Below are 19,934 nucleotides of genomic sequence, written 5' to 3'. Positions count from 1 at the left end.
GCTGCGGAAGGCCGCTCATGCCGACGTCGCCCGGAGCTCGTCGAGCACCTCGCGCGCGTACTCGACCCGGATCCGACGGTCGGCGACGATCCTCGCCGCGACCGCCCCGATCTCGTCCACGGTCGCGCCGGCGCTCGCCGCGATCGTCCGGGCGTGCAGGGTCATGTGGCCGCGCTGGATGCCCTCGGCGGCGAGCGCCCGACACGCGGCCAGGTTCTGGGCGAGGCCCACCGAGGCGATGACGGCCGCGAGTTCCCGGGCCGTCTCGACGCCGAGGAGGGTCACGCCCGCCTGCGCCGTCGGGTGTGCCTTCGTCGCTCCACCGACGAGTCCGACGGCCAGTGGGACCTCGATCGTGCCGACGAGGTTCCCGTCGGCGTCCTGCTCGAACTGCGACAGCGCCGCATAGCGACCGGACCGCGCCGCGTGGGAGTGGCAGCCGGCCTCGACCGCCCGGGTGTCGTTGCCCGTGGCGAGGACGACGGCCGTGATGCCGTTCATGATGCCCTTGTTGTGCGTGGCCGCCCGATACGGATCTGCCTCGGCGAACGCGCTCGCGGCGACGATGTCGGCGACGACCTGCGCACCACCGAGGAGGTCGGCGTCGAACACCGCCCTGGCACGGGTGATGCGCTGATCGGCCTTGTTCGTGAGGATCCGCAGGAGGGTCCGTGATCCGGCGATCTCGGCGATGCGGGGCGCGATCGCCTCGGCCATCGTGTTCACGGCGTTCGCACCCATGGCGTCGCGGACGTCGACGTGGAGGTGGACGATGACCTGCGTCCCCACGCGCGTCGGCAGGATCCGGACGTCGATGTCCCGGGCGCCACCGCCGAAGGAGACGAGGATCGGGTCGAGCTCGTTCGCGAGGGCGAGCAGTTCGTCTCTGGCCTCGAGGACACGGAGCCGCGCGGCGTGCGGGTCGACCGCGTCGAGGATCTGGATCTGCGCGATCATGACGTCGCCCGACGACGACGTCCGGAACCCGCCGTGCACGCGCGCGATGCGGGCGGCGTTGGAGGCCGCGGCGACGACGCTCGGCTCCTCGGTCGCCATGGGGACGAGTCGGTCCTCGCCGTCGATGGTGAAGTTCGTCGCGACGCCCACCGGGACGGCGATGACGCCGACGACGTTCTCCACGAGGTGGTCCGCCTGGGCGATCGACAGGCCGGTGTCGGGTCGCAGTGCGGCGAGCGCCTCCGCCGCGATCCCGGCCCCCTCGGCGACGAGGTCGAGCCGCTCGTCCGGCGTGTGGTCGCGCAGCCCCTGGATTCGGCTGTTTCTCGGCATGGGTCGCCCTTCGGTACAGGCAGACACCGGATCCTCGGTGCTGCGGTCAAGACGACCCTAGGAGCGGTGATCGTCGACGACGATGGGTGGATGACTCAGCGGATCGGCGATCGTGTGGGTGGATCCCACACCCCGCTGGACCGGCCGTCGCTTTAGACTCCTGAGGGACCAGTCAGGAGACCCGATGCGAGAGCCTGCCGACGTGCGAACGGCCACCGACCTCGTCGACGCCGAACCCGTCCACGACACCGAGCGGGAGCTGATCCGGCTGCGACGCCGCGAGCACGAGCTCTCAGCCCTGTTCTCGAGCGCCCGCGAACTGGCCGAGCTCCGCGACAGCGACGCCGTGCTCGCCAGACTCGTCCAGCGCGCCCACCAGATGATGGGCGTCGATCTGGCTTACCTGTCCGAGTTCGACCCGGTCACCCACGAGTTGCGGGTCCGCGAGACGAGTGGCTCCGTCAGTCCGTCGTTCCAGACGCTCCGCGTCCCTCCCGGGCGCGGGCTCGCGAGCGTCGTCGTCGAATCGCGCACGGCCCAGTGGGTCGCGGACTACTCCGACTACTCGACCGATCGACACGAGCGCGGCATCGACGACGCGGTCGCAGCGGAGGGGCTCGTCTCCCTGCTCGGCGTGCCGATGCTCACGAGCGATGACGTCCTCGGCGTCCTCTTCGTCGGCAACCGCGACCGGAAGGACTTCTCCCCCGACGAGGTCGCGCTCCTGGCGGCGCTCGCGGACCACGCCTCGGTGATCCTCCAGACGACGCAGACCCTCCGCGACCTGCAGGACTCCGAGGACGCCAGCCGACGGAACCTCGCGGATCTCACCGCCCACCTCGTCGAACGCGACCGGGCGAACACCGTCCACCAGGAACTCGTCCAGGCGGTCCTCGCCGGGGGCGGATTCGCACCCGTCGCGGAGACGCTCGCCACCGCACTCGGCCGTGCGGTCGCCGTCACCGACGCGCAGGACCGAGTGATCGCGGCAGCCGGTCTCCCGCTCGCCCCCGGCATGCTCGACCTCGACGACGTCACCCGCGCAGCCATCACCGACAGCCGTCGCTCGGGTCACTGCGTCCTGGTCGCGAGCGGCGGTGTCGGAGCGGTCGCCGCCCTGTCTGCCGGCAGCCGGCATTTCGGCGCCCTCATCCTCGGCGACGGCGACTTCGAGCTCGGCGCCGTGGACCTCCGCACCGTCGAACGCGCGGCGCAGGTCGCGGCACTTCTCGAACTCCAGCAGGAGGCGGCCTCGGGCGCCGACCACCGCGTCCGCAGCGAGCTCATCGCCGACCTCCTCGACGACGTGCCCGAACGCCGATCCGACGTCGAACGACGCGCCAGGCGCCTCGGCATCGACCTGCACGAACTCGACTCCCTGCTCCTCCTCGCCGTCCCGGGAGACCAACAGACCACCGCCGCCCGAGCGCTCAGCCGCCGACTCGACGACCATGCGCTCGTCGGCGAGTACCGCGGGTACGTCGTCGCCGCACACTCCTCCGGCCGTCGGCCGCTCGACGCCGACGCCGTCCGCCGACACGTCGCCGGCAGCATCCAGCAGCCCGTCGTCGCCGTCGTGCCCCGCACCGCTCCCGACGCCCTCACCTCCGCGTTCACCAGCGCGATGCGCACCGCCAGACTCATCGCCGCACTGGAACTCTCGGACCTCACCGCATCGACCGACGACTTCCTGCCCTACTCGGCGATCTTCGACACCGATGCGCGGGCGCTCGCGGACTTCCTGCGCGACACCATCGGACTCGTCCGGCGCTACGACGCCGAGCGGAACGCCGACCTGCTCGGGACGCTGCGTGCGTTCGTGCGGAACAACGCGAGCCCCACCCGCACGGCGCGCGCCCTGAACTTCCACACGAACACGATCCTGCAGCGGCTCGATCGGCTCGACCAGGTCCTCGGCGCCTCCTGGCGCGAGGACGAGCGCATGTTCCGGCTCGGCATCGCCGTCCGCCTCGACGAGCTCCGCGAGCAGTTGCAGGCCGGACGGTAACCGGCAGCCCTCGGACCGGCCCGCTCCGGATCAGCTCGCGGAGGTCGGCATCGGTGAGACGCGGTCGGCGCTGCGAGCGTGGGACGGGGCGAAGCTCGCGATGTCGTCGCTCGTCTCCCCGTCGAGCGCGAGTTCCGCGAGGATGCGTCCGAACGCGGGCGTGAACTTGAAGCCGTGACCGGCGGCGAGGGCGACGATGACGTCCGGGTGCTCCTCGAGCGGGCCGAGGACGAAGTTCCGGTCAGGGGTGAGCGCGTACTGGCAGGTCACCGTGCGGAGCTCGGGGCCCGACGCCGGCACGAGGTCTGCCATGAAGCCGGCCAGCTGCCCGGTGAGGTCCGGCGACGGGACGAAGGTGCGCTCCGCCGGCGACATGCGATTCTCCGAGACGTCGCGTGCGGCCTTCACGGTCGGTTCCCCGAAGGTCGGGAAGCCGTAGTAGCACTCCTCGTCCTCCCAGATCCACACCGGGAACCGCTCACGATCGAGCTGCTCGGCGTCGGCCGGGCGGAAGTAGGTGACCTGCTCCTGCATGACGTCGAGCGGGATCGCCGCGCCGAGGGGTTCGAGCAGCTCGTTGGCCCAGGCATCGGCGGCGAGGACGACCTTGCCGGCGCGCACCGGGCCGCTGGAGGTCTGCACCACGACCCCGTCGCCGTCGGGGGTCAGCGCGTCGACGCGGGTGCGGTCGCGGATGTCCGCCCCGAGTGCTCGAGCACGGAGCTGCAGCGTCGCGACGGTGCGCGCCGCGTGGGCGATGCCGGTGTCGGCGGTGTAGACCGTCTCCACGTTCTCGGGGATCCGGAACTGCGGCCACCGCGCCTGCACCTCGGCCGGCGTCAGCAGCTCGTGCGGGACCCCGCACTCCTCCAGGGCCGCGGTGAAGTCGGTGGCCGAGTAGGGCCCGTCGACGGGCAGGAAGATGACCCCACCGGTGATGGTGAGCAACCGCTCGCCAGACTCCTGCTCGAGGTCAGCCCAGTCGCGGTACGCCGACTGCGCGAGTCGCACGTACTGCGGAGCGCCGTACGACGTCCGGACGATCCGCGAGGTGTCGTGCGAGGCACCGCGGACGTGCCCGAGTTCGAACTGCTCGAAGGCGACGACCTTCGCGCCCCGGCGGGCGAGGTGGTAGGCGGCGGCACTGCCGAGAGCTCCCATGCCGACAACCGCGACGTCGAACGATTCCATCCGGTGGTGCTCCCTCGTGCTTGCCCGATTGATTCAGGCAAGTGTGCTGGAGCGCCGGGGACCGGCCTATGGACCGTTGATCCAGGTTTTCGCGTCAGGAGTGTGCCGTGGCGACGACCCCTCGCCGGGGTCAGCGCCCGCGGCGCCCCGAGAACAGTGCATGGAGGAGTGGCACGACGGAGACCACCATGAAGACGGTGCCGAGCACCGCGTCGTCGGCCCGGAGGACGGCACCCGCGACGAGCAGCGCGGCGAACAGCACGGCCGAGACGACCCGGCCCGTCGTGCGGTCGAGCCGCGCGATCCGCTGTTCCAGTCTCGGGTTGGTGGTCGCGACGGTGCCGGCTTCGACCCGCGTGATGACCGCGTCGAGACGCTTCGGCAGGCGGACGGCGACCGTGGCGATGTCGAGTGCCTCGCGACCGAGGTCCTGGACGACGTTGCCGCGTTCGTCACGGAGCAGCTGCGCGGCGTAGGGCTCGACGGAGTCCCAGAGGTTGAACTCGGGGTCGAGTGCGCTGCAGACACCGGAGGTGAGCGAGATCGCGCGGATGATGAGCAGGAAGTTCTCGGGGAGCTGGAACGGCAGCGTCCGGATGACCTCGCTGAACTGGTTGCCGAAGTCGCGGAACTCCTTCGGGTCGACGTCGCGCAGTTCCGCGAACCCCATGCCGCCGAAGCGCCCGAACAGCGCGGTCATGGCCCGTTCGAGCTCGGTCGTGTCGGCAGAGGGCAGGAGGACGCCGAGGTCGCGGATCGCGTCGACCAGGCCCTTGCCGTCGCGCGATGCGGCGGCGATGAGCAGCTTCCGGAGGCCGCGCCTCGTGGTCGGCGGGACCTCGCCCATCATCCCGAAGTCGATGAAGGTCAACTTCCAGGGTCGCTCGCCCGGGGCAGCCTCGACGGGCGTCACGAAGATGTTGCCGGGGTGCGGGTCGGCGTGGAAGAACCCGTTGGTGAAGAGCTGGTCGAACATGACGGCGGCGAACACGGGTGCCACGTCGACCGGATCGATGCCGGCGGCGCGCAGGGCGTCCGCGTCGGTGATCTTGATGGCGGTGACGTCTTCGAGCGTCAGGACGCGCTGGGTCGTGCGCTCCCACACCACCGCGGGTACGGAGACGCGGTCGTCGCCCGCGAAGTCGGCGGCGAACCGCTCGGAACTCGCAGCCTCATGGAGGTAGTCGATCTCCTCGAGGCTCGTCGCGGCGAACTCCTCGACGAGCGCAGGCATGTCGACGCGGTCGGACACGAGCCGGACGCGGCGCAACCAGCCGCCCACCTTGCGCAGGGCGGCGAGGTCGACGGTGACGATCTCGTCGATGCCCGGCCGCTGGACCTTGAGCACGACGGCGTCGAGCCCCGTGTCCGCGGCGAGCGCCGGAGCGAGCAGGGCGCGGTGCGCCTGGCCGAGCGAGGCCGCTGCGACGGGGCGTTCGTCGATGCCGGCGAAGACCTGCGAGAGCGGCACACGGAGTTCCGACTCGGCGAGCGCGCGGATGCGTGGGAAGGCGACGGGCGGGACTTCGTCCTGCAGGCCTTCGAGCTCCTTCGTGATCTCCGGCGGGAGCACGTCGAGGCGCGACGACATGAACTGGCCGACCTTGATCATGAGGCCGCCGAGGTCGACGGCGAGCACGTGGAACCGTCGTGCGAACTTCTGCATGCGGCGCGTGCGGGTCCGCTCCGTCAGCTTGATGAGCCCGAACCGCGGCAGGACGATCTCGAACCACCAGGCGGCGGCCAGGTGCCAGCTCGCGAAGCGGAGGATGCGACGGTACCGGGCGCGCCCGTGAGCGGGCGGACCGGCAGGAACGCCGGCCCGCCCGCTCATGGGGAGCTCGCCGAAACGGGACGCCGAGTCGCTGGGCGTCCCGCCGGTCGACGACACTCGGTCAGTCCTGGGCGAGGATCGCGTAGAGGCGCTTGCGAGCTTCGTCGAGGATGGTGACGGCCTGCTGGACCTGCTCGGGCGTTCCGGTGCGGCCGACCTGGGCTGCGGCCTGGGCCAGCTCGACGCCGGCCTTCGGCAGAGCGGTGAAGCCGGGGTGCTCGGACGACTCGGCGTTCTGCCACGGAGCGGATGCGCCAGACTCGGCGACCTCGTCGCGACCGGCCTCGGTCAGTGCGTAGGTCTTGCGGCCGCCCGACTCCTCGGCCGTGATGATGCCCTCGTCGGACAGCAGCTGCAGCGTCGGGTAGACCGAGCCTGCGCTGGGCTTCCACGAGCCGCCGCTGCGCTCCTCGATCTCGCGGATGATCTGGTAGCCGTGCATCGGCTGCTCGGCCAGGAGGGCCAGCACGGCGGAGCGGACGTCGCCGCGGCCGACGCGCGAGCCGGCGCTCTTCTCGAACTTCGAACGCAGCTGCTCCATCATCTGCCACATGCCGTCGGTACCGAAGCCGGCTCCGTTGCCGAAGCCTCCGCCGTTACCGAACCCGGCGCCACCGAATCCTGCGCCACCGCTTGGGAATCCACCCATGATTGCTCTCCTTCGTCGTACGTGAACGATGCTCAACGATATATCGGTGAAGCTGTGAACGATATGTGTAATCGGAAGATCGTGATGGCGTAACGTCGCCCTCATGAGCCCCTGGACCGCAGCAGACATCCCCGATCAGCACGGCCGCGTCGCGATCGTGACCGGCGCGAACAGCGGGATCGGCGCGGTCACGGCCCGCGAGCTCGCCGCCCACGGTGCCGCCGTGATCCTCGCCTGCCGCGACACGGACAAGGGCGCGCGGGCCGCGGCGACGATGACCGGCGACGTCGAAGTGCGGCAGCTGGATCTCGCCGACCTCGCGTCCGTCCGCCGATTCGCCGACGGCGTCGAGCGGGTCGACGTGCTGGTGAACAACGCCGGCGTCATGGCGGTTCCCGAACGACGCACGGCCGACGGCTTCGAGATGCAGATCGGCACGAACTTCCTCGGGCCCTTCGCGCTCACCGGCCTCCTGATCGACCGCATCACCACGCGGGTCGTGACGCTGTCGAGTGCTGCACACCGCGCCGGCAAGATCGACCTGGCCGATCTCAATTGGCGCAACCGGACGTATCGGCGCTGGTCCGCCTACGGCCAGTCGAAGCTCGCCGACCTCATGTTCTCGGCCGAACTGCAGCGACGCCTCACGGCGGAGGGTTCCTCGGTGCTGTCCGTGGCCGCACACCCCGGCTTCGCGTCGACCGAGCTCCAGTCCCACACCGAGTCCGCGCAGGGTCCGCTCCTCGCGTGGGGAACCCGGCTCCTCGGTCAGAGCGCTGAGATGGGTGCGCTTCCGACGCTGTACGCGGCGACGTCGCCCGATGTCGAGCCCGGCGGCTACTACGGTCCGAGCGGCTTCGGTGAGATGCGCGGTGCCCCGAAGCCCGTCGACCGGACCTCGGCGGCCCGCGACGAGCACGTCGCCGCCGAGCTCTGGAGGACGGCCGAGGCGCTCACCGGAGTCACCTACCGGTGAGCGTGCCCGGCCGTCCCGGCGTCACGCGGGAAGGCTCTCCTCGATCGCGGCGATGATCTCGGGGGCGTCCGGCTCGGTCGTCGGACGGAAGCGGTGCACGGTGCCGTCGGGCGCGATGAGGAACTTCTCGAAGTTCCACTTGACGTTGCCCGCCTTGCCATTGGCATCGGCGGTCTTCACGAGCTCCTGGTAGAGCGGGTGCCGGTTCCGGCCGTTGACCTTCACCTTGTCCATCATCGGGAAGGTGACGCCCCAGGTGGCCGAGCAGTATTCGGCGATCTTCTCGTTGTCGCCGAGCTCCTGCAGGAACTGGTTGCTCGGGAACCCGATCACCGTGAAGCCGCGGTCGGCGTACTCCTTCTGGAGTGCCTCGAGCTTCTCGTACTGCGGCGCGAGGCCGCAGCGGCTCGCGACGTTGACCACGAGCTTGGCCTTCCCGTCCCACTCCGCGAGGGTCGTGTCCCGGCCGTCGAGGGTGGTGACGGGGATGGTGTCCAGATCGGTCATGGTGTGATGCCTCTCATCTGTCGAACGACGTCCTGCCCGTGCACTGGTGTGCGCAAGCGGATCCACTCCGAACGCTACTCGCCCAGGACACGGCCGATGCCCTTTCGTCAGTGCGTTCTCAGCCGACAGCCGTTGACACCGCCTGCCGGCCGGTGGATCGTGAGTGCAGCAGATCGGAGCAGGACATGGGACGCATCCACATCGACCTCTTCATGACCCTCGACGGCGTCGCTCAGGCGCCCGGTGGGCCGGAGGAGGACCCCAGTGACGGGTTCGCGTTCGGTGGCTGGCAGGCGCCGCTCATCGACGAGGTCGACGGTGAGCAGATCGACGCCGGCATGGTGGGCATGGACGCCCTCCTGCTCGGTCGCCGGACCTACGACATCTTCGCCGGATACTGGCCGCACCAGGAGGGCGGCCAGGACGACGGCATCGCCAGGCTCTTCAACCGACTGCCGAAGTACGTCGCGTCACGCGAGCCGCGGGAGCTGGGGTGGGCGAACTCGACGCAGCTCGGATCGAACCTCCCGGAGGCCGTTCGATCACTGCGCGAGCGTCACTCGCAGATCCACGTCATCGGCAGCCTCGACCTCGTGCAGACCCTGCTCGCCGACGCACTCTTCGACCAACTGAACCTCTGGGTGTACCCGATCACGCTCGGCACCGGGAAACGCGTCTTCGCGGATGGCACAGTACCGTCCTCGCTGCGCCTGCTCGGCCCGGCGACCACCTCCCCCGCAGGGACCGTCCACCTTCGCTATGAACGGATCGATGGCACGCCGGCCACCGGCGACATGGGCGACCCGCGATGAGCGCGTCGGACGAGGCGTCGACGAAGTCGCCCGAAACGGATACCCGCTTCGACACGGTCGTCGTCGGTGCCGGCGTCGCCGGGCTCGTCGCCGCACGGCTCCTCGCGGCCGCCGGACGAACGGTGGTCGTCGTCGAGGCCCGTGACCGGGTCGGCGGGCGGGTGTCGACCGAGCGTCGCGACGGTCAGGTGACCGATCTCGGCGCATCGTGGGTGCACGGGGTGAATGACAGTGCGGTCGCCGCGGCGGCCGACGCGTTCGGGATGCGGACGGTCGAGTTCACCGTCGGTGGCTACCAGCCGGACAGCCGGCCGATCGCGTACTACGGACCCGACGGCGAGCGCCTGTCGGACGCCGAGGCTCGCGGCTTCGCCGAGGATGTCCACGCCCTCGACGCGACACTGCTCGGTGTCGTCGCCGAGTCCGCGCCGGACGCGTCCTACCGTGACGTGACCGAGGCAGCGCTCGCGCTGCAGGACTGGGACGCCGAGCGGGTGCAGCGGGTCCGCGAGTACCTGGAGCATCGTTCGGAGGAGCAGTACGGCGCGTGGATCGAGGACCTCGCGGCCCACGGGCTCGACGACGACGCGATCGACGGTGACGAAGTCGTGTTCCCCGACGGGTACGACGTGCTCCCCCGGCGACTGACCGAGGGGCTCGACGTGCGCCTGGAGCACGTGGTGACGAATGTGCGGTGGTCTGCAGACGGCGTCGAGGTCACCGCGCAGGGACCGATGGGCGAGGTGGTGCTGCGCGCGGGCTCGGTGGTGGTGACGGTGCCGGTCGGGGTGCTGCAGTCGGAGGAGTTCACGATCGATCCCCCGCTGCCGGAGCCCGTCGCCGGGGCGCTCTCCCGATTGCGGATGAACGCGTTCGAGAAGGTGTTCCTGCGGTTCGAGCGACGGTTCTGGGACGACGACGTCTACGCGATTCGTCAACAGGGGCAGGAGAGCCGTCGCTGGCACTCCTGGTACGACCTCACGACGGCGCACGGATCGCCGACGCTGCTCACGTTCGCCGCCGGCCCGACGGCCGTGGAGATCCGGGACTGGGACGAGTCGCGCGTCGTGGAGTCGAACCTCGAGCAGCTGCGGCGCCTGTACGGCGACCGCGTCGAGGAGCCGTCGGAGGTGCACGTCACCCGGTGGCAGGACGACCCGTTCTCCCGCGGGTCCTATGCCTACATGACCGTCGGCTCGACGACGGACGACCACGACGCTCTCGCGACCCCGGTCGGTGGCGTCCTGCACCTCGCGGGCGAGGCGACCTGGACCGATGACCCCGCGACGGTGACGGCGGCATTCCACTCCGGCCACCGGGCGGCGGAGCGCATCCTCGGTCAGTCGATCCCGATCGACACCCTCTGGCGCCACGAGAGCGCAGTACCGGTCGTCAACCCGGTCCGATAATCACCACGAGTGCGCTCTCGCGAGCGTCAAGAGAGAGGAAACGTATGCGATTCATGATGTTCGTCCTCACGGACCCGGTGCCCAACGAACCGACCGACGACTCCGACGTCGACCACTGGGTCCAGGAGCTCGACACGACGGGTCGGCGGCTCCTCGGCGACGTGCTCGACCCGAGCGAGGCGCGCGGCGTCCGTGTCCGCGCCGGCGAGCGCCTGGTCACCAACGGCCCGATTCCGGGAGCGACCGACACCCTCTGGGGCTTCGACATCCTCGAGTGCGCCGACCTCGACGAGGCGATCGACATCGCGGCCCGCCACCCGATGGCCCGCAACGGCCGCCTGGAGCTGCGCCCGTTCCCGAACGGCGGCTAGCCCGCTACGTCCTAGCTTCGCCAGATTTTTCAGCAGTCGTTGACCGCGCCGAGCACGGCGCGTCAGGCTCGCACCGTCACGCTCCATGCGAATCGCTGATGTTCACTATCACCAACCCGAATGACCGCGCATCCCTCGGTTAGCGCCGCGTCGACCATGGCAGCGTGCGGGTGGTTGAATCCATTTCTCCCGTCAGCAGGCGCGAGAATAACGCTCGAGCGATCGGGCACGCGCTTGTAGAGCTCCGTACTCGAGTTGTGGCGTGACCCGTGATGCGGGGCGTTCATCACGTCTACTTCGTCGAGAGTACGACCGAAGTAGCTGATGAGCTTGTCCACATCGACAGACGACCGCAGCATCGCATCACCGGTCCCCAGCCACCCTCCCGACCGAAACCACGGTCGTAGGGCGCCGTCGCCTAGCGGATAAAGACCACGCAGCGTCACACCTCGACTTGTAGTAACCCGGCGCACATTTGGGCCGGGCCCCGACCAGAGCACGAGTGAATATGGATTCAAGTCTCTATGGGTAAGCAACTTTCGGTACAGGTCGGCGACATCGCGCCACCGATTCTTCGCTGAGATCGCTCGCCAGACGTCTTCCGGCGACACAACTTCGCGCGGACTAAGACCCAACAATTTCATGAGCCCCTGGGCCAAGGACGCAGGTAAAACAGACCCAGCGGGTAGCGCCCGGTGCACTCGCCATTGATATGCCCAGATCACCTCTGCTGGCGTAGCACTCGATGATGACCGCGACACTCGAACTCCGCTGTTCGCATCGAAAGAGGCCGCGAGATCCGGATCAAGCTCGACAACAGTCGCGCCGTCGCCCTGCTCACTCCGATTGTCAGCGGATTCCTCGTCGGGCCCCACGAGAACGACCTCAGCCTCAGGCCACAGTCTTCCTATCACTCCCTCGGGATCAATTGCGACCTGATCCGCGAACGTGTCGTCCTCGCGATCCCGGTTGCTGCGCGCTTGCCTCTGCGGTGCCGCAACATTGCGAAGCAACTGCATTACTCGTTCAGCAGGATTCAGAAATGGCATGATGACCTTGCGCGGCGCGAATCCCGAATCGTTCAGACGAACTAACCCGTTCACATGGTCTCGGTCAAAGTGGCTGACCACGAGCACATGGAGGGAGTCACCCCTCGTGGAGAACCCACCTGATGCGACGGACCAAGCCTCAATCTCCCGTTCCATGAGCCATCCAGCTCGCATAGTTCCGCAGTCGTAGACAACTCGGGCAAACGGTCGAAACTCTGCTCCCCGAGCATCAACGTTACGGAGATCCTCGGTATGGAAACCTCCATTCCCCACACCCCACTGAACACGATCTACTTCAACTCCCGATTGAGACATCCAGCAATACTATCGTTCAAGCCACACCTCTTTCGATAGAATCGGACAGAATTGCGGCGTTGCCTCTCTTGAAAAGAACTTTCGCCTATCTTGGATTAGCATGTCGGTGCGCCTATGGTGGCTTGACGAATTCGACCGAGGGTGACCTGCACACGCCAAGCGGTCGCCGATTGCCCCACCCCGTGACATGCAGACTGGATACGTCTACTGTCTAGCTTTCGTACAACGGCTCGCCGTCGCCATCCTGCCGGCGGCTACGCCCGCACCCGCGACAGATCGGCCAGGATATAGTTTCTGCTAAACCTCGGGCCGATCGGTGTGTTTCTCCTTGTCATCATCCTCGTGGCGGAGCGGAAGCCGAATACTTGAGCGCAGGTAGGTGATATATGGGCGCACGCGTCACGATAGGCGTTCGCTCGGGGCGGGGGCTCCGAGCGTGCTCTTCCTCTGGTATGACCACTATTGACCGGGTGACCTTCTGTCGCTCGAGGCTCGATGGCACGGGTGCCGCCTGTCTGTATGTCCGAGATCGTCTACGTCCCTTTGCGATCGACAGGATGTTCACCCCTCACACCGCCGAACTGTCATCGGGGCCATTCCAGCGGCCACGCACGCCTTCGTGACTGTTGACGGTCTCACGGTCCGCAAGTTCACCGTGGTCGCCGAAGCGATCAACACCAGATGGGCGAGCGACGACGAGCACGTGATCTCACATCCGAGCATCGAACTGCGCCCCCGCAGATCCTGAATTGTCTCCGCTTCTCCGACGAGATCAAGCTCGCGACCGACGCCGCGTGAGCTCTGCGGATGTACCCGTAAGGCCACGCTCCGCACCTGATGAAGCCCTGGACGGTCACCTAAACGCGCCGCAGGTGCGCCGATGGGACGCGGCTCACCGCGTAAGATGAGTTCGAGATGAATGCAGGATTCAACAAAGCGCACTCTGCGGTTGCGATTGCATCAATCCTCGAGGACGCTCGCTTCATAGTCCGTACTGCTCGAGCTCTACAGCAGTGCTCCGCGAGCAATAGATCCATCGCTTCGATGGCGCTTATCCCCTCGTTTGGGATCATTACCCACGAGACTCGCAAGTGGCTGTCGCAACACGCCCGCGACGTCGCCGCAGAACTACCCGCGGACGAGCTCGATCTCGTTCGGACCGTCCGCAACGCATCGAAGTGGTTCGACGCGAGCAAGAGTGGCCAGGATGGCGCCATTGGAAGGTTTAGCGACCTCACTTACACCCATGCAGACACGTTCCTCGGGAACACCCCGCACGCGTGGGCGCGACGCTTCGAGGCGGACCTTGGTCTTTACCTTCACGGCAACACAGTTGTTCTGAACACCCACTTGGTGGGCGTAATGCTCGGAACAGACGCTCTTGAAAAGGGCCCAGTCGTGCGCAGAATGGCGGCAACGATGACGGGACAGGCCGCCAGTCTTACCAATGAACTCGCGGCTGCCCCTTCGTTCCTCGATAACATGAGACCCTTCCGAAGCCGCGATGTTCGCAGCACGCAGTACTACGGAAAGTCAGGTCTGAATCTCTCGGAGTCCGGCTACCTCCACCTTGTGTGGAACACGCTTGGGTTCCTCACATTCCTGACGCCTTCTGTAGAGGATGACGAAGGAACGATCTTCAAACTGCAGCACGTAGCTCTCTTTCACGCGACCAAGACAGTTAGGCGTCTCCTCCCAGACTGCGCCCCGCCGAACGACCTCGTCGACGGAGACCCGGCCCGCAGGCTTCGAAACGACCTCGTCCACTACACGCCGCACCACGGTTACCCACCTGCGGCGATTGACCCTCAGCGCCCCAGGCAGACACTGGTGGAACTTGCTTACTCGCTTCCCTTCGCTGAGGTCGCCGACAAGGCGCGCGTTGAGCTCAGTGTCTTGCACGATCGACTTGGCGAGCGCCTCGGCCACTGAGTTCGACCGTTCGGCGAGCAGAGCGATCTCCTCCGTACGGTCGAACCGCGTTCGCCCGTCTCATCCCGGAATGGGAGTCGCGCAGCGTTCCGCGCGAGACCACGTTTTCAGGCTGGCTTGTGCTGCGACAAGCAGACCTTCACCGCACCTTCCAGTTAGGGGCGCTGGAACATCAGAAAGCAGCAACCCGGAATCCACGAACCCTGCCGCCGAAAGGGCAAGCTCAGCGAGTCGGTCGAGTCCCTTTCTATCGTGCGGGCAGACGGCCATGGCCTGACGATCTACCCCTCACGAGGACGACTGCAGTTGAGCTGTTGACGCGGCGCGGCAGAGGTATCCACGGACTGGCGATCAGTGGATGAGCCAGCCCTGGCATCCGGCATGGACGAGACCGCAGTCTGGGTCCCACACACCACGCTGTGCCACCTCCCAGACGAAGGACCGACCATGCCGCGAACACCTGCGTTCACCATCCCCGACCTGACCGGGTCGCTCGCCGTCGTCACCGGAGCGAGCGACGGCCTCGGACGGGTCATCGCAACCGACCTCGCCCGGGCGGGTGCCGAGGTCGTCCTGCCCGTTCGCTCGACCACGAAGGGCGCGCACGTCGCCGACGGCATCCGTGCGGCGGTGCCGGGCGCGACGGTGTCGGTCCGCAGTCTGGACCTCGCCTCCCTGGATTCCGTCGCAGCGCTCGTCGAGCAGCTCACCGCCGAGGGCCGCCCGATCGACCTGCTCATCAACAACGCCGGCGTGATGACGCCGCCCGAACGGCAGGAGACGCGGGACGGCTTCGAGCTGCAGTTCGGCGTCAACCACCTCGGCCACTTCGCGCTGACCCTCGGTCTGCTGCCGCTGCTCAAGGCCGGTGGAGCGCGCGTCACGCACCAGACGAGCATCGCCGCCCGGAGCGGCTCGATCAACTGGGACGACCTCGACTGGAAGAACGGGTACGACGGGATGCGGGCCTATCAGCAGTCCAAGATCGCCGTCGCGCTGTTCGCCCGCGAACTCGACGCCCGCAGCAGCGCCGGCGGCTGGGGTGTCTCCAGCAACCTGTCGCACCCTGGCGTCTCCCCCACCAACCTGTTGGCCGCCCAGCCGGGCATGGGCCGGCAGCGCGACACCGGAGCCCGTCGTGTGGTCCGCCTGCTCTCACGCCTCGGCGTCGCAGGCACGGTGTCGAGTGCCTCTCAGCCCGCGCTCCTGGCCGCGACGGCACCGACCGCGCGAGGCGACGAGTTCTACGGCCCGGTCCGCACGATGGGTGGCCGACCCGCGCTCCTCCCGGCACTGTGGCCGCCAATGCGGAACCTGGACGACGCGCGTCGGCTCTGGGACGAATCCGAGCGGCTCATCGGACGGTGACGCGCACGACCGTCGACCGGTCGATGGTACGAGGACGCCTGCCGGAACTCGTGACGATGGCTGCCACCACCGCCCACCGGCGGCCGGCACCGAGGTGATCCGGAGGCTCGCGCCCTACTCAGGGATGGACGGTGCCCCGTCCACGCCGCGCGCGATGCGGAGCATCCGCGTCGCTGTCGCGTGGAGGAGTGCTCTGAGGTCTTCAGGCTCGTCGACGATCACCGCATGATCCCCCAGCCCGGCGATCACCGCTGGAAGCCAGTCGAGGCGTTTGGCTCGGATCGAGACCCGATGCCAGGCAGGTGCGTCCTCGATCGGCTCCACGACGGCCACGCTCTCCGGGAAGTAGGCCCGGATCTGCGGGACGCTCGCCTGGATGCGCAACCGGACGTGCCATCGGTAGTCCGCCCCCGCGAAGCGATCGAAGAGTGGAGGGCGCTCCGCTCGAACAATCGGGCCCGAGACGACGCCGGGCAACGTCCGCGCCGATCGGATGCGGTCGACCCGGAAGGTGCGCTCCTCCGCTCGCTCGACGTCGAACGCGTCCAGGTACCAACGACCGGCGTGGACGAGCAGGTCGAACGGATGCACCGTGCGACGCGAGGGCGTGTCCTCCGCGTCGCGGTAGCGCAATTCCACGGGGCGTCTCGCTCGGATCGCGTCCGACACGGTGAGCAGGACTCCCGCGTCGGGCACGTCGTGGCGCGTCGGTCTCCGTGCTGCGGCCTGCAGGACCGCCTCGAGGCGGTCCACGGATGCGGCCGGGAGGGAACGCCGGATCTTCGCGAGGGCGATCTGCGCTGCGACGTCCGGGGAGTCCGAGGTCGATTGGGCTTCGCTCAAGCCGAGGAAGACGGCGGCCGCTTCCTCGTCGGTGAGCATGACCGGCGACACCCGGCGGCCGACGGCGAGGCGGTACCCGCCGTAGCGGCCGCGCACCGACTCGATCGGGACATCCATGTCCACGAGACGCTGCACGGAGCGGCGCACGGTCCGTTCATCAACGCCCAACCGTTCGGCGAGCTCTGGCACGCTGCGGATCTCCGCCGACTGCAGCAACTCGAGCAGCTGCAGCGCTCGAGCAGTCGGCGAGCTGGCATGTCCCATCTCATGAGAATACCGGGCGAAATATGTCCGGTATTCGCTCTATCGTCGTCACCGCCGCCGCACCCGCGGGGAGCCCCACCCGTCAAGGAGACACGCATGCAACTCGCAGCCACCCGGATCATCACCGACGACGTCGACACCCTGGTCGCGTTCTACGAACGGGTCACCGGTGCGACCGTGGCACGCTTGCACCCATTGTTCGCCGAGGTGCGCACCGACACCGGCACGCTCGCCATCGCCAGTTCAGCGACCATCCCACTGCTGGGCGAGAACGCCGCCGCGCCGCGAGCCAACCGATCCGTCATCCTCGATCTGCTCGTCGATGACGTCGACGCGGTCTACACGAGGCTGCAGGGCGTCATGGAGACGTTCGTGAACGAGCCGACGAACATGCCGTGGGGCAACCGGTCGCTGCTGTTCCGCGACCCCGACGGCAACCTCGTGAACGTCTTCACCCCGATCACCACCGACGCCGGTGAACGCGTCGGATCGTGAACCTGCACCTGCCGGCTACGCCGGGATGACGCTCGACATGAGTCGCGGTGCTGGCGGGAGCGCTTCGTGCCGGTGGGACGCACGCAGTCCGTCGATCACGAGTGCGGCATAGCGTCGCGCAGCTCGGACGCGCTCCGTCTCCGCCGTACTCGAGAGTCCGCGAGCCGCGAGCAGGACCACGAGGAAGTCGTCGAGGACGAAGTCCGCGCGCAGCGCGCCGACGTCGATGGCACGACGAGCGACGGCGGTGATCGCACGCATGGCCTGTTCACGCTGGGTCCGGAAGTCGACGGCATCGGGGTAGGCGGCGAGGAACGCGTCCGTGAACCCCTGGTTCCGAGCGTTGAGGACTAGGACCTCCTCGATGATGCCGCGGAATCCACGCCAGGGGTCGACGTCCGCGAGGGCGTCGACCACGATCGAGCGGCAGTCGTCGAGCTCGTTCACGAATGCGGCTCTGACGAGATCGGCTTTGGTCGGGAACCGTCGGTACAGGGTCGCCGGCCCGACACCGGCTCGGCGGGCGATCTCTCGCATCGTCACGTGGAGACCGTCGGTCCCGAACAGTTCGCGGGCTGCCGCGAGGACGCGGTCACGGTTCTCCTGGGCGTCGGAACGCAGGTTCTGAGGCAGTGTCGCGGACATGTGTCTCACATTACTCAAGTGGACGGGTGCGTCCGTTACGTTTCGGGAGGCGGGTCAGATCCCCCGCCGCGAAACGGAGTGCACCCATGCGCGCAGTGATCATCCGGACCTTCGGCGACCCGAGCGGGATGGAGGTGACGGACCTGCCCGTCCCCACGCCCGGGGCCGGTGAGGTCCTCGTTCGAACGGAGGCCGCAGGCGTCGGCGGGGTCGACGTCGTGATCCGCCGGGGCGGGATCGCCGAAGCCGCCCGGGACTCGGGGATGATCCCCGGGAGTGAGGCCGCCGGCGTCATCACCGCGACCGGGCCCGACGTCGACCCCGCATGGGTCGGTCGACGGGTCTGGGCGTTCACGGGGACCTCGGGCGCGTACGCCGAGTACGTGATCGCGCGAGCCGACGAGATCGTCGAACTGCCGTCCGACCTGACGTCCGTCCAGGCGGTGACGCTGGGCAGCGCGTTCCCGGTTGCGCACTTCGCGCTCGAACGCGCTCGCCTGACCGAGGGCGAATCCGTCCTCGTGCGCGGGGCCGCCGGGAGTATCGGCCTGGCCGGCGTCGAGCTGGCCGCTCGTGCCGGCGCCGGCGTCATCGCCGTCACCACCTCGTCCTCCGAACGCGGGGAACGTCTGCGGGCGTTCGGTGCAACCCACGTGCTCGACCGCTCCGGCGCGGGCGATGCGGACGCCCCGGCGGAGTTCGACGTCATCCTCGACATCGTCGGCGGTCCCGATCTCCCCCGGTTCATCGAGCGGCTCTCGCCGAACGGCCGCCTGATCGCCGTGGGCGTGGTGGGCGGGTTCCCGCCCGCCGACTTCGGCACGGCTCTCCTGGCCGGCTTCCGCCGATCGATCACCTTCGGGACCCTGAGCCTCGACACCGTGCCGCGCGCGGAACTCGCGCGGGTGCGAGCCGAGGTGTTCGACGACGCCGTCCGAGGCACGCTCTCACCGGTGGTCCACGACACCCTGCCGCTGAGCGACGCAGCCGAGGCGCACCGTCTCATGGACGCCGGGGACGTGTTCGGGCGCGTCGTGCTCGTCCCCTGAGTCGGCTGACGAGGCAGGCACCGATCCGCCACCGCTACAGCCAGATCGTCGCCAGCCAGATCTCGACGGCGGCGAGCACCAGCAGGGCGACATTCAGCCCGAGTACCCGGATCTCGCCGCGACGCAGGTGCAGGGTGATGCCACCGATCTGCACGAGGACCAGTCCGACCGCCGCAGCGACGCTCAACCAGGTGAGGACGCCCACGAGCGGGGGCAGGATGAGGCCGATCACGCCCAGCACCTCGAGCAGCCCGATCACTCGAACCACCGAGAGCGGCATGCCGTCGACCCACGCCATCATCGGGCGGAGTTGCTCTGCCGAGCGGACGAGCTTCATGCCGCCCGAGTACAGGTACAGGACCGCGAGCAGTCCTGCGACGATCCAATAGGCGATGACCATGTGCAACCTCCGAGTGCGTGTGCGTTGATGGTTACGATGGGTAACCGACGCAAGTGTGGACCGGATCGGACCGGCGTACAAAAGGCACACGCGTGTGACCGAGCCGCGAGGGGTGCCGTGTTCCGCTACCAGAAGCTGTGTTCCGTCCGGGGCGACCAGGGCAAGGCCATCCGCTCACTCCTGGACCGCATCGCCGACAAGTGGGCGCTCCTCCTCATCGCGACACTCCATGACGGGCCATTCCGGTTCACCGAGCTCGAGCAGCGCATCCCGGGCATCTCCCGACGCATGCTCACCCTCACCCTCAGGAACCTGGAGCGCGACGGACTCGTCACCCGCACCACCTTCGCCGAAGTGCCGCCGCGGGTCGAGTACGAGCTGACGGACCTCGCGCAATCGCTCATCCCCCATGCTGTGGCACTCGCCGAGTGGGCCGGAGAGCACGTCCCCGTGATCGAAGCGAGTCGAACGGCATACGACGAGCGGTCCTGACCACCTGCCCGCGCTGCGGGCCAACGAAAAAGTCG

At 68.3% G+C, this 19,934-nt stretch carries 19 protein-coding genes; 11 read left to right on the top strand and 8 right to left on the bottom strand.

Annotated features, from left to right (window positions below; translation table 11 throughout):
• Positions 1-15: 15 nt before the first annotated feature.
• Positions 16-1,290 carry a hydroxymethylglutaryl-CoA reductase, degradative gene (locus tag IFU11_RS00095; RefSeq protein WP_192017864.1) on the bottom strand — a complete coding sequence of 425 codons (1,275 nt, stop codon included), beginning with the start codon at positions 1,288-1,290 and terminating at the stop codon, positions 16-18.
• A 202-nt stretch (positions 1,291-1,492) separates the two neighbouring features.
• On the opposite strand from IFU11_RS00095, the gene IFU11_RS00090 reads away from it, so the two are divergent.
• Positions 1,493-3,298, top strand: a complete 1,806-nt coding sequence (locus IFU11_RS00090) for a GAF domain-containing protein (RefSeq protein ID WP_199862084.1) — start codon at positions 1,493-1,495, stop codon at positions 3,296-3,298.
• A gap of 30 nt (positions 3,299-3,328) precedes the next feature.
• On the opposite strand, the gene solA is transcribed toward IFU11_RS00090, so the two are convergent.
• From solA to IFU11_RS00075, 3 genes are all read right to left on the bottom strand, one after another.
• Complete coding sequence (gene solA / locus IFU11_RS00085; RefSeq protein WP_192017863.1) at positions 3,329-4,489, bottom strand: N-methyl-L-tryptophan oxidase; 1,161 nt, start codon at positions 4,487-4,489, stop codon at positions 3,329-3,331.
• A gap of 130 nt (positions 4,490-4,619) precedes the next feature.
• On the bottom strand, positions 4,620-6,323 hold the full coding sequence (locus tag IFU11_RS00080) for an ABC1 kinase family protein (protein WP_192017862.1): 1,704 nt from the start codon (positions 6,321-6,323) through the stop codon (positions 4,620-4,622).
• A gap of 61 nt (positions 6,324-6,384) precedes the next feature.
• Positions 6,385-6,876 (bottom strand): PadR family transcriptional regulator, encoded by a 492-nt coding sequence (locus IFU11_RS00075; protein ID WP_124769454.1) that lies wholly within the window; start codon positions 6,874-6,876, stop codon positions 6,385-6,387.
• A gap of 199 nt (positions 6,877-7,075) precedes the next feature.
• Here IFU11_RS00075 and IFU11_RS00070 point away from each other — a divergent pair, with 199 nt between their 5' ends.
• Positions 7,076-7,948 carry an oxidoreductase gene (locus IFU11_RS00070; protein ID WP_192017861.1) on the top strand — a complete coding sequence of 291 codons (873 nt, stop codon included), beginning with the start codon at positions 7,076-7,078 and terminating at the stop codon, positions 7,946-7,948.
• A 21-nt stretch (positions 7,949-7,969) separates the two neighbouring features.
• On the opposite strand, the gene IFU11_RS00065 is transcribed toward IFU11_RS00070, so the two are convergent.
• Positions 7,970-8,455, bottom strand: a complete 486-nt coding sequence (locus IFU11_RS00065; protein ID WP_192017860.1) for a glutathione peroxidase — start codon at positions 8,453-8,455, stop codon at positions 7,970-7,972.
• 185 nt (positions 8,456-8,640) lie between these two features.
• On the opposite strand from IFU11_RS00065, the gene IFU11_RS00060 reads away from it, so the two are divergent.
• The 6 genes from IFU11_RS00060 to IFU11_RS00035 all read left to right on the top strand — a co-directional run bounded on the left by IFU11_RS00060 (position 8,641) and on the right by IFU11_RS00035 (position 15,711).
• Entirely contained in the window at positions 8,641-9,267 is a 627-nt protein-coding gene (locus tag IFU11_RS00060) for a dihydrofolate reductase family protein (protein ID WP_192017859.1), read from the top strand.
• Positions 9,264-10,676: a flavin monoamine oxidase family protein gene (locus IFU11_RS00055; RefSeq protein WP_192017858.1), complete on the top strand. Its 1,413-nt coding sequence runs from the start codon at positions 9,264-9,266 to the stop codon at positions 10,674-10,676. Before IFU11_RS00060 ends, IFU11_RS00055 begins: the two co-directional genes overlap by 4 nt.
• Before the next feature lie 44 nt (positions 10,677-10,720).
• Entirely contained in the window at positions 10,721-11,047 is a 327-nt protein-coding gene (locus IFU11_RS00050; protein ID WP_192017857.1) for a YciI family protein, read from the top strand.
• 1,983 nt (positions 11,048-13,030) lie between these two features.
• Complete coding sequence (locus IFU11_RS20480; RefSeq protein ID WP_256430707.1) at positions 13,031-13,159, top strand: hypothetical protein; 129 nt, start codon at positions 13,031-13,033, stop codon at positions 13,157-13,159.
• A gap of 296 nt (positions 13,160-13,455) precedes the next feature.
• Complete coding sequence (locus IFU11_RS00040) at positions 13,456-14,343, top strand: hypothetical protein (protein ID WP_192017855.1); 888 nt, start codon at positions 13,456-13,458, stop codon at positions 14,341-14,343.
• A 447-nt stretch (positions 14,344-14,790) separates the two neighbouring features.
• On the top strand, positions 14,791-15,711 hold the full coding sequence (locus IFU11_RS00035) for an SDR family oxidoreductase (RefSeq protein ID WP_192017854.1): 921 nt from the start codon (positions 14,791-14,793) through the stop codon (positions 15,709-15,711).
• Positions 15,712-15,825: 114 nt separating this feature from the next.
• On the opposite strand, the gene IFU11_RS00030 is transcribed toward IFU11_RS00035, so the two are convergent.
• Positions 15,826-16,818: a helix-turn-helix transcriptional regulator gene (locus tag IFU11_RS00030; RefSeq protein WP_192017853.1), complete on the bottom strand. Its 993-nt coding sequence runs from the start codon at positions 16,816-16,818 to the stop codon at positions 15,826-15,828.
• 96 nt (positions 16,819-16,914) lie between these two features.
• Between IFU11_RS00030 and IFU11_RS00025 the strand changes: the two genes are divergently transcribed.
• Positions 16,915-17,313, top strand: a complete 399-nt coding sequence (locus IFU11_RS00025; protein ID WP_192017852.1) for a VOC family protein — start codon at positions 16,915-16,917, stop codon at positions 17,311-17,313.
• Between the two features lie 15 nt (positions 17,314-17,328).
• Here IFU11_RS00025 and IFU11_RS00020 read toward each other — a convergent pair whose 3' ends face one another.
• The gene (locus tag IFU11_RS00020; RefSeq protein WP_192017851.1) at positions 17,329-17,958 is read right to left on the bottom strand and encodes a TetR/AcrR family transcriptional regulator; all 630 of its coding nucleotides are present in this window, start codon (positions 17,956-17,958) and stop codon (positions 17,329-17,331) included.
• Between the two features lie 86 nt (positions 17,959-18,044).
• Here IFU11_RS00020 and IFU11_RS00015 point away from each other — a divergent pair, with 86 nt between their 5' ends.
• Complete coding sequence (locus IFU11_RS00015; protein ID WP_192017850.1) at positions 18,045-19,007, top strand: zinc-dependent alcohol dehydrogenase family protein; 963 nt, start codon at positions 18,045-18,047, stop codon at positions 19,005-19,007.
• A 34-nt stretch (positions 19,008-19,041) separates the two neighbouring features.
• On the opposite strand, the gene IFU11_RS00010 is transcribed toward IFU11_RS00015, so the two are convergent.
• Entirely contained in the window at positions 19,042-19,407 is a 366-nt protein-coding gene (locus IFU11_RS00010; RefSeq protein WP_192017849.1) for a DoxX family protein, read from the bottom strand.
• A gap of 117 nt (positions 19,408-19,524) precedes the next feature.
• Here IFU11_RS00010 and IFU11_RS00005 point away from each other — a divergent pair, with 117 nt between their 5' ends.
• The gene (locus IFU11_RS00005) at positions 19,525-19,899 is read left to right on the top strand and encodes a winged helix-turn-helix transcriptional regulator (protein ID WP_192017848.1); all 375 of its coding nucleotides are present in this window, start codon (positions 19,525-19,527) and stop codon (positions 19,897-19,899) included.
• Positions 19,900-19,934 lie beyond the last annotated feature (35 nt).

Source organism: Plantibacter sp. CFBP 8804, from assembly GCF_014841225.1.
GTDB lineage: Bacteria > Actinomycetota > Actinomycetes > Actinomycetales > Microbacteriaceae > Plantibacter > Plantibacter auratus.
The sequence above is the reverse complement of the archived record's forward strand: the minus strand, read 5'-3'. Positions and strand labels throughout refer to the sequence as shown.

Coding starts and splice junctions, on each gene's coding strand:
- IFU11_RS00025 (WP_192017852.1), top strand. CDS start 16,915: ATGCAACTCGCAGCCACCCGGATCATCACCGACGACGTCGACACCCTG.
- solA (WP_192017863.1), bottom strand. CDS start 4,489: ATGGAATCGTTCGACGTCGCGGTTGTCGGCATGGGAGCTCTCGGCAGT.
- IFU11_RS00075 (WP_124769454.1), bottom strand. CDS start 6,876: ATGTGGCAGATGATGGAGCAGCTGCGTTCGAAGTTCGAGAAGAGCGCC.
- IFU11_RS00015 (WP_192017850.1), top strand. CDS start 18,045: ATGCGCGCAGTGATCATCCGGACCTTCGGCGACCCGAGCGGGATGGAG.
- IFU11_RS00010 (WP_192017849.1), bottom strand. CDS start 19,407: ATGGTCATCGCCTATTGGATCGTCGCAGGACTGCTCGCGGTCCTGTAC.
- IFU11_RS00035 (WP_192017854.1), top strand. CDS start 14,791: ATGCCGCGAACACCTGCGTTCACCATCCCCGACCTGACCGGGTCGCTC.
- IFU11_RS00065 (WP_192017860.1), bottom strand. CDS start 8,455: ATGACCGATCTGGACACCATCCCCGTCACCACCCTCGACGGCCGGGAC.
- IFU11_RS00095 (WP_192017864.1), bottom strand. CDS start 1,290: ATGCCGAGAAACAGCCGAATCCAGGGGCTGCGCGACCACACGCCGGAC.
- IFU11_RS00060 (WP_192017859.1), top strand. CDS start 8,641: ATGGGACGCATCCACATCGACCTCTTCATGACCCTCGACGGCGTCGCT.
- IFU11_RS00055 (WP_192017858.1), top strand. CDS start 9,264: ATGAGCGCGTCGGACGAGGCGTCGACGAAGTCGCCCGAAACGGATACC.
- IFU11_RS00070 (WP_192017861.1), top strand. CDS start 7,076: ATGAGCCCCTGGACCGCAGCAGACATCCCCGATCAGCACGGCCGCGTC.
- IFU11_RS00030 (WP_192017853.1), bottom strand. CDS start 16,818: ATGGGACATGCCAGCTCGCCGACTGCTCGAGCGCTGCAGCTGCTCGAG.
- IFU11_RS00040 (WP_192017855.1), top strand. CDS start 13,456: ATGGCGCTTATCCCCTCGTTTGGGATCATTACCCACGAGACTCGCAAG.
- IFU11_RS00050 (WP_192017857.1), top strand. CDS start 10,721: ATGCGATTCATGATGTTCGTCCTCACGGACCCGGTGCCCAACGAACCG.
- IFU11_RS00080 (WP_192017862.1), bottom strand. CDS start 6,323: ATGAGCGGGCGGGCCGGCGTTCCTGCCGGTCCGCCCGCTCACGGGCGC.
- IFU11_RS00020 (WP_192017851.1), bottom strand. CDS start 17,958: ATGTCCGCGACACTGCCTCAGAACCTGCGTTCCGACGCCCAGGAGAAC.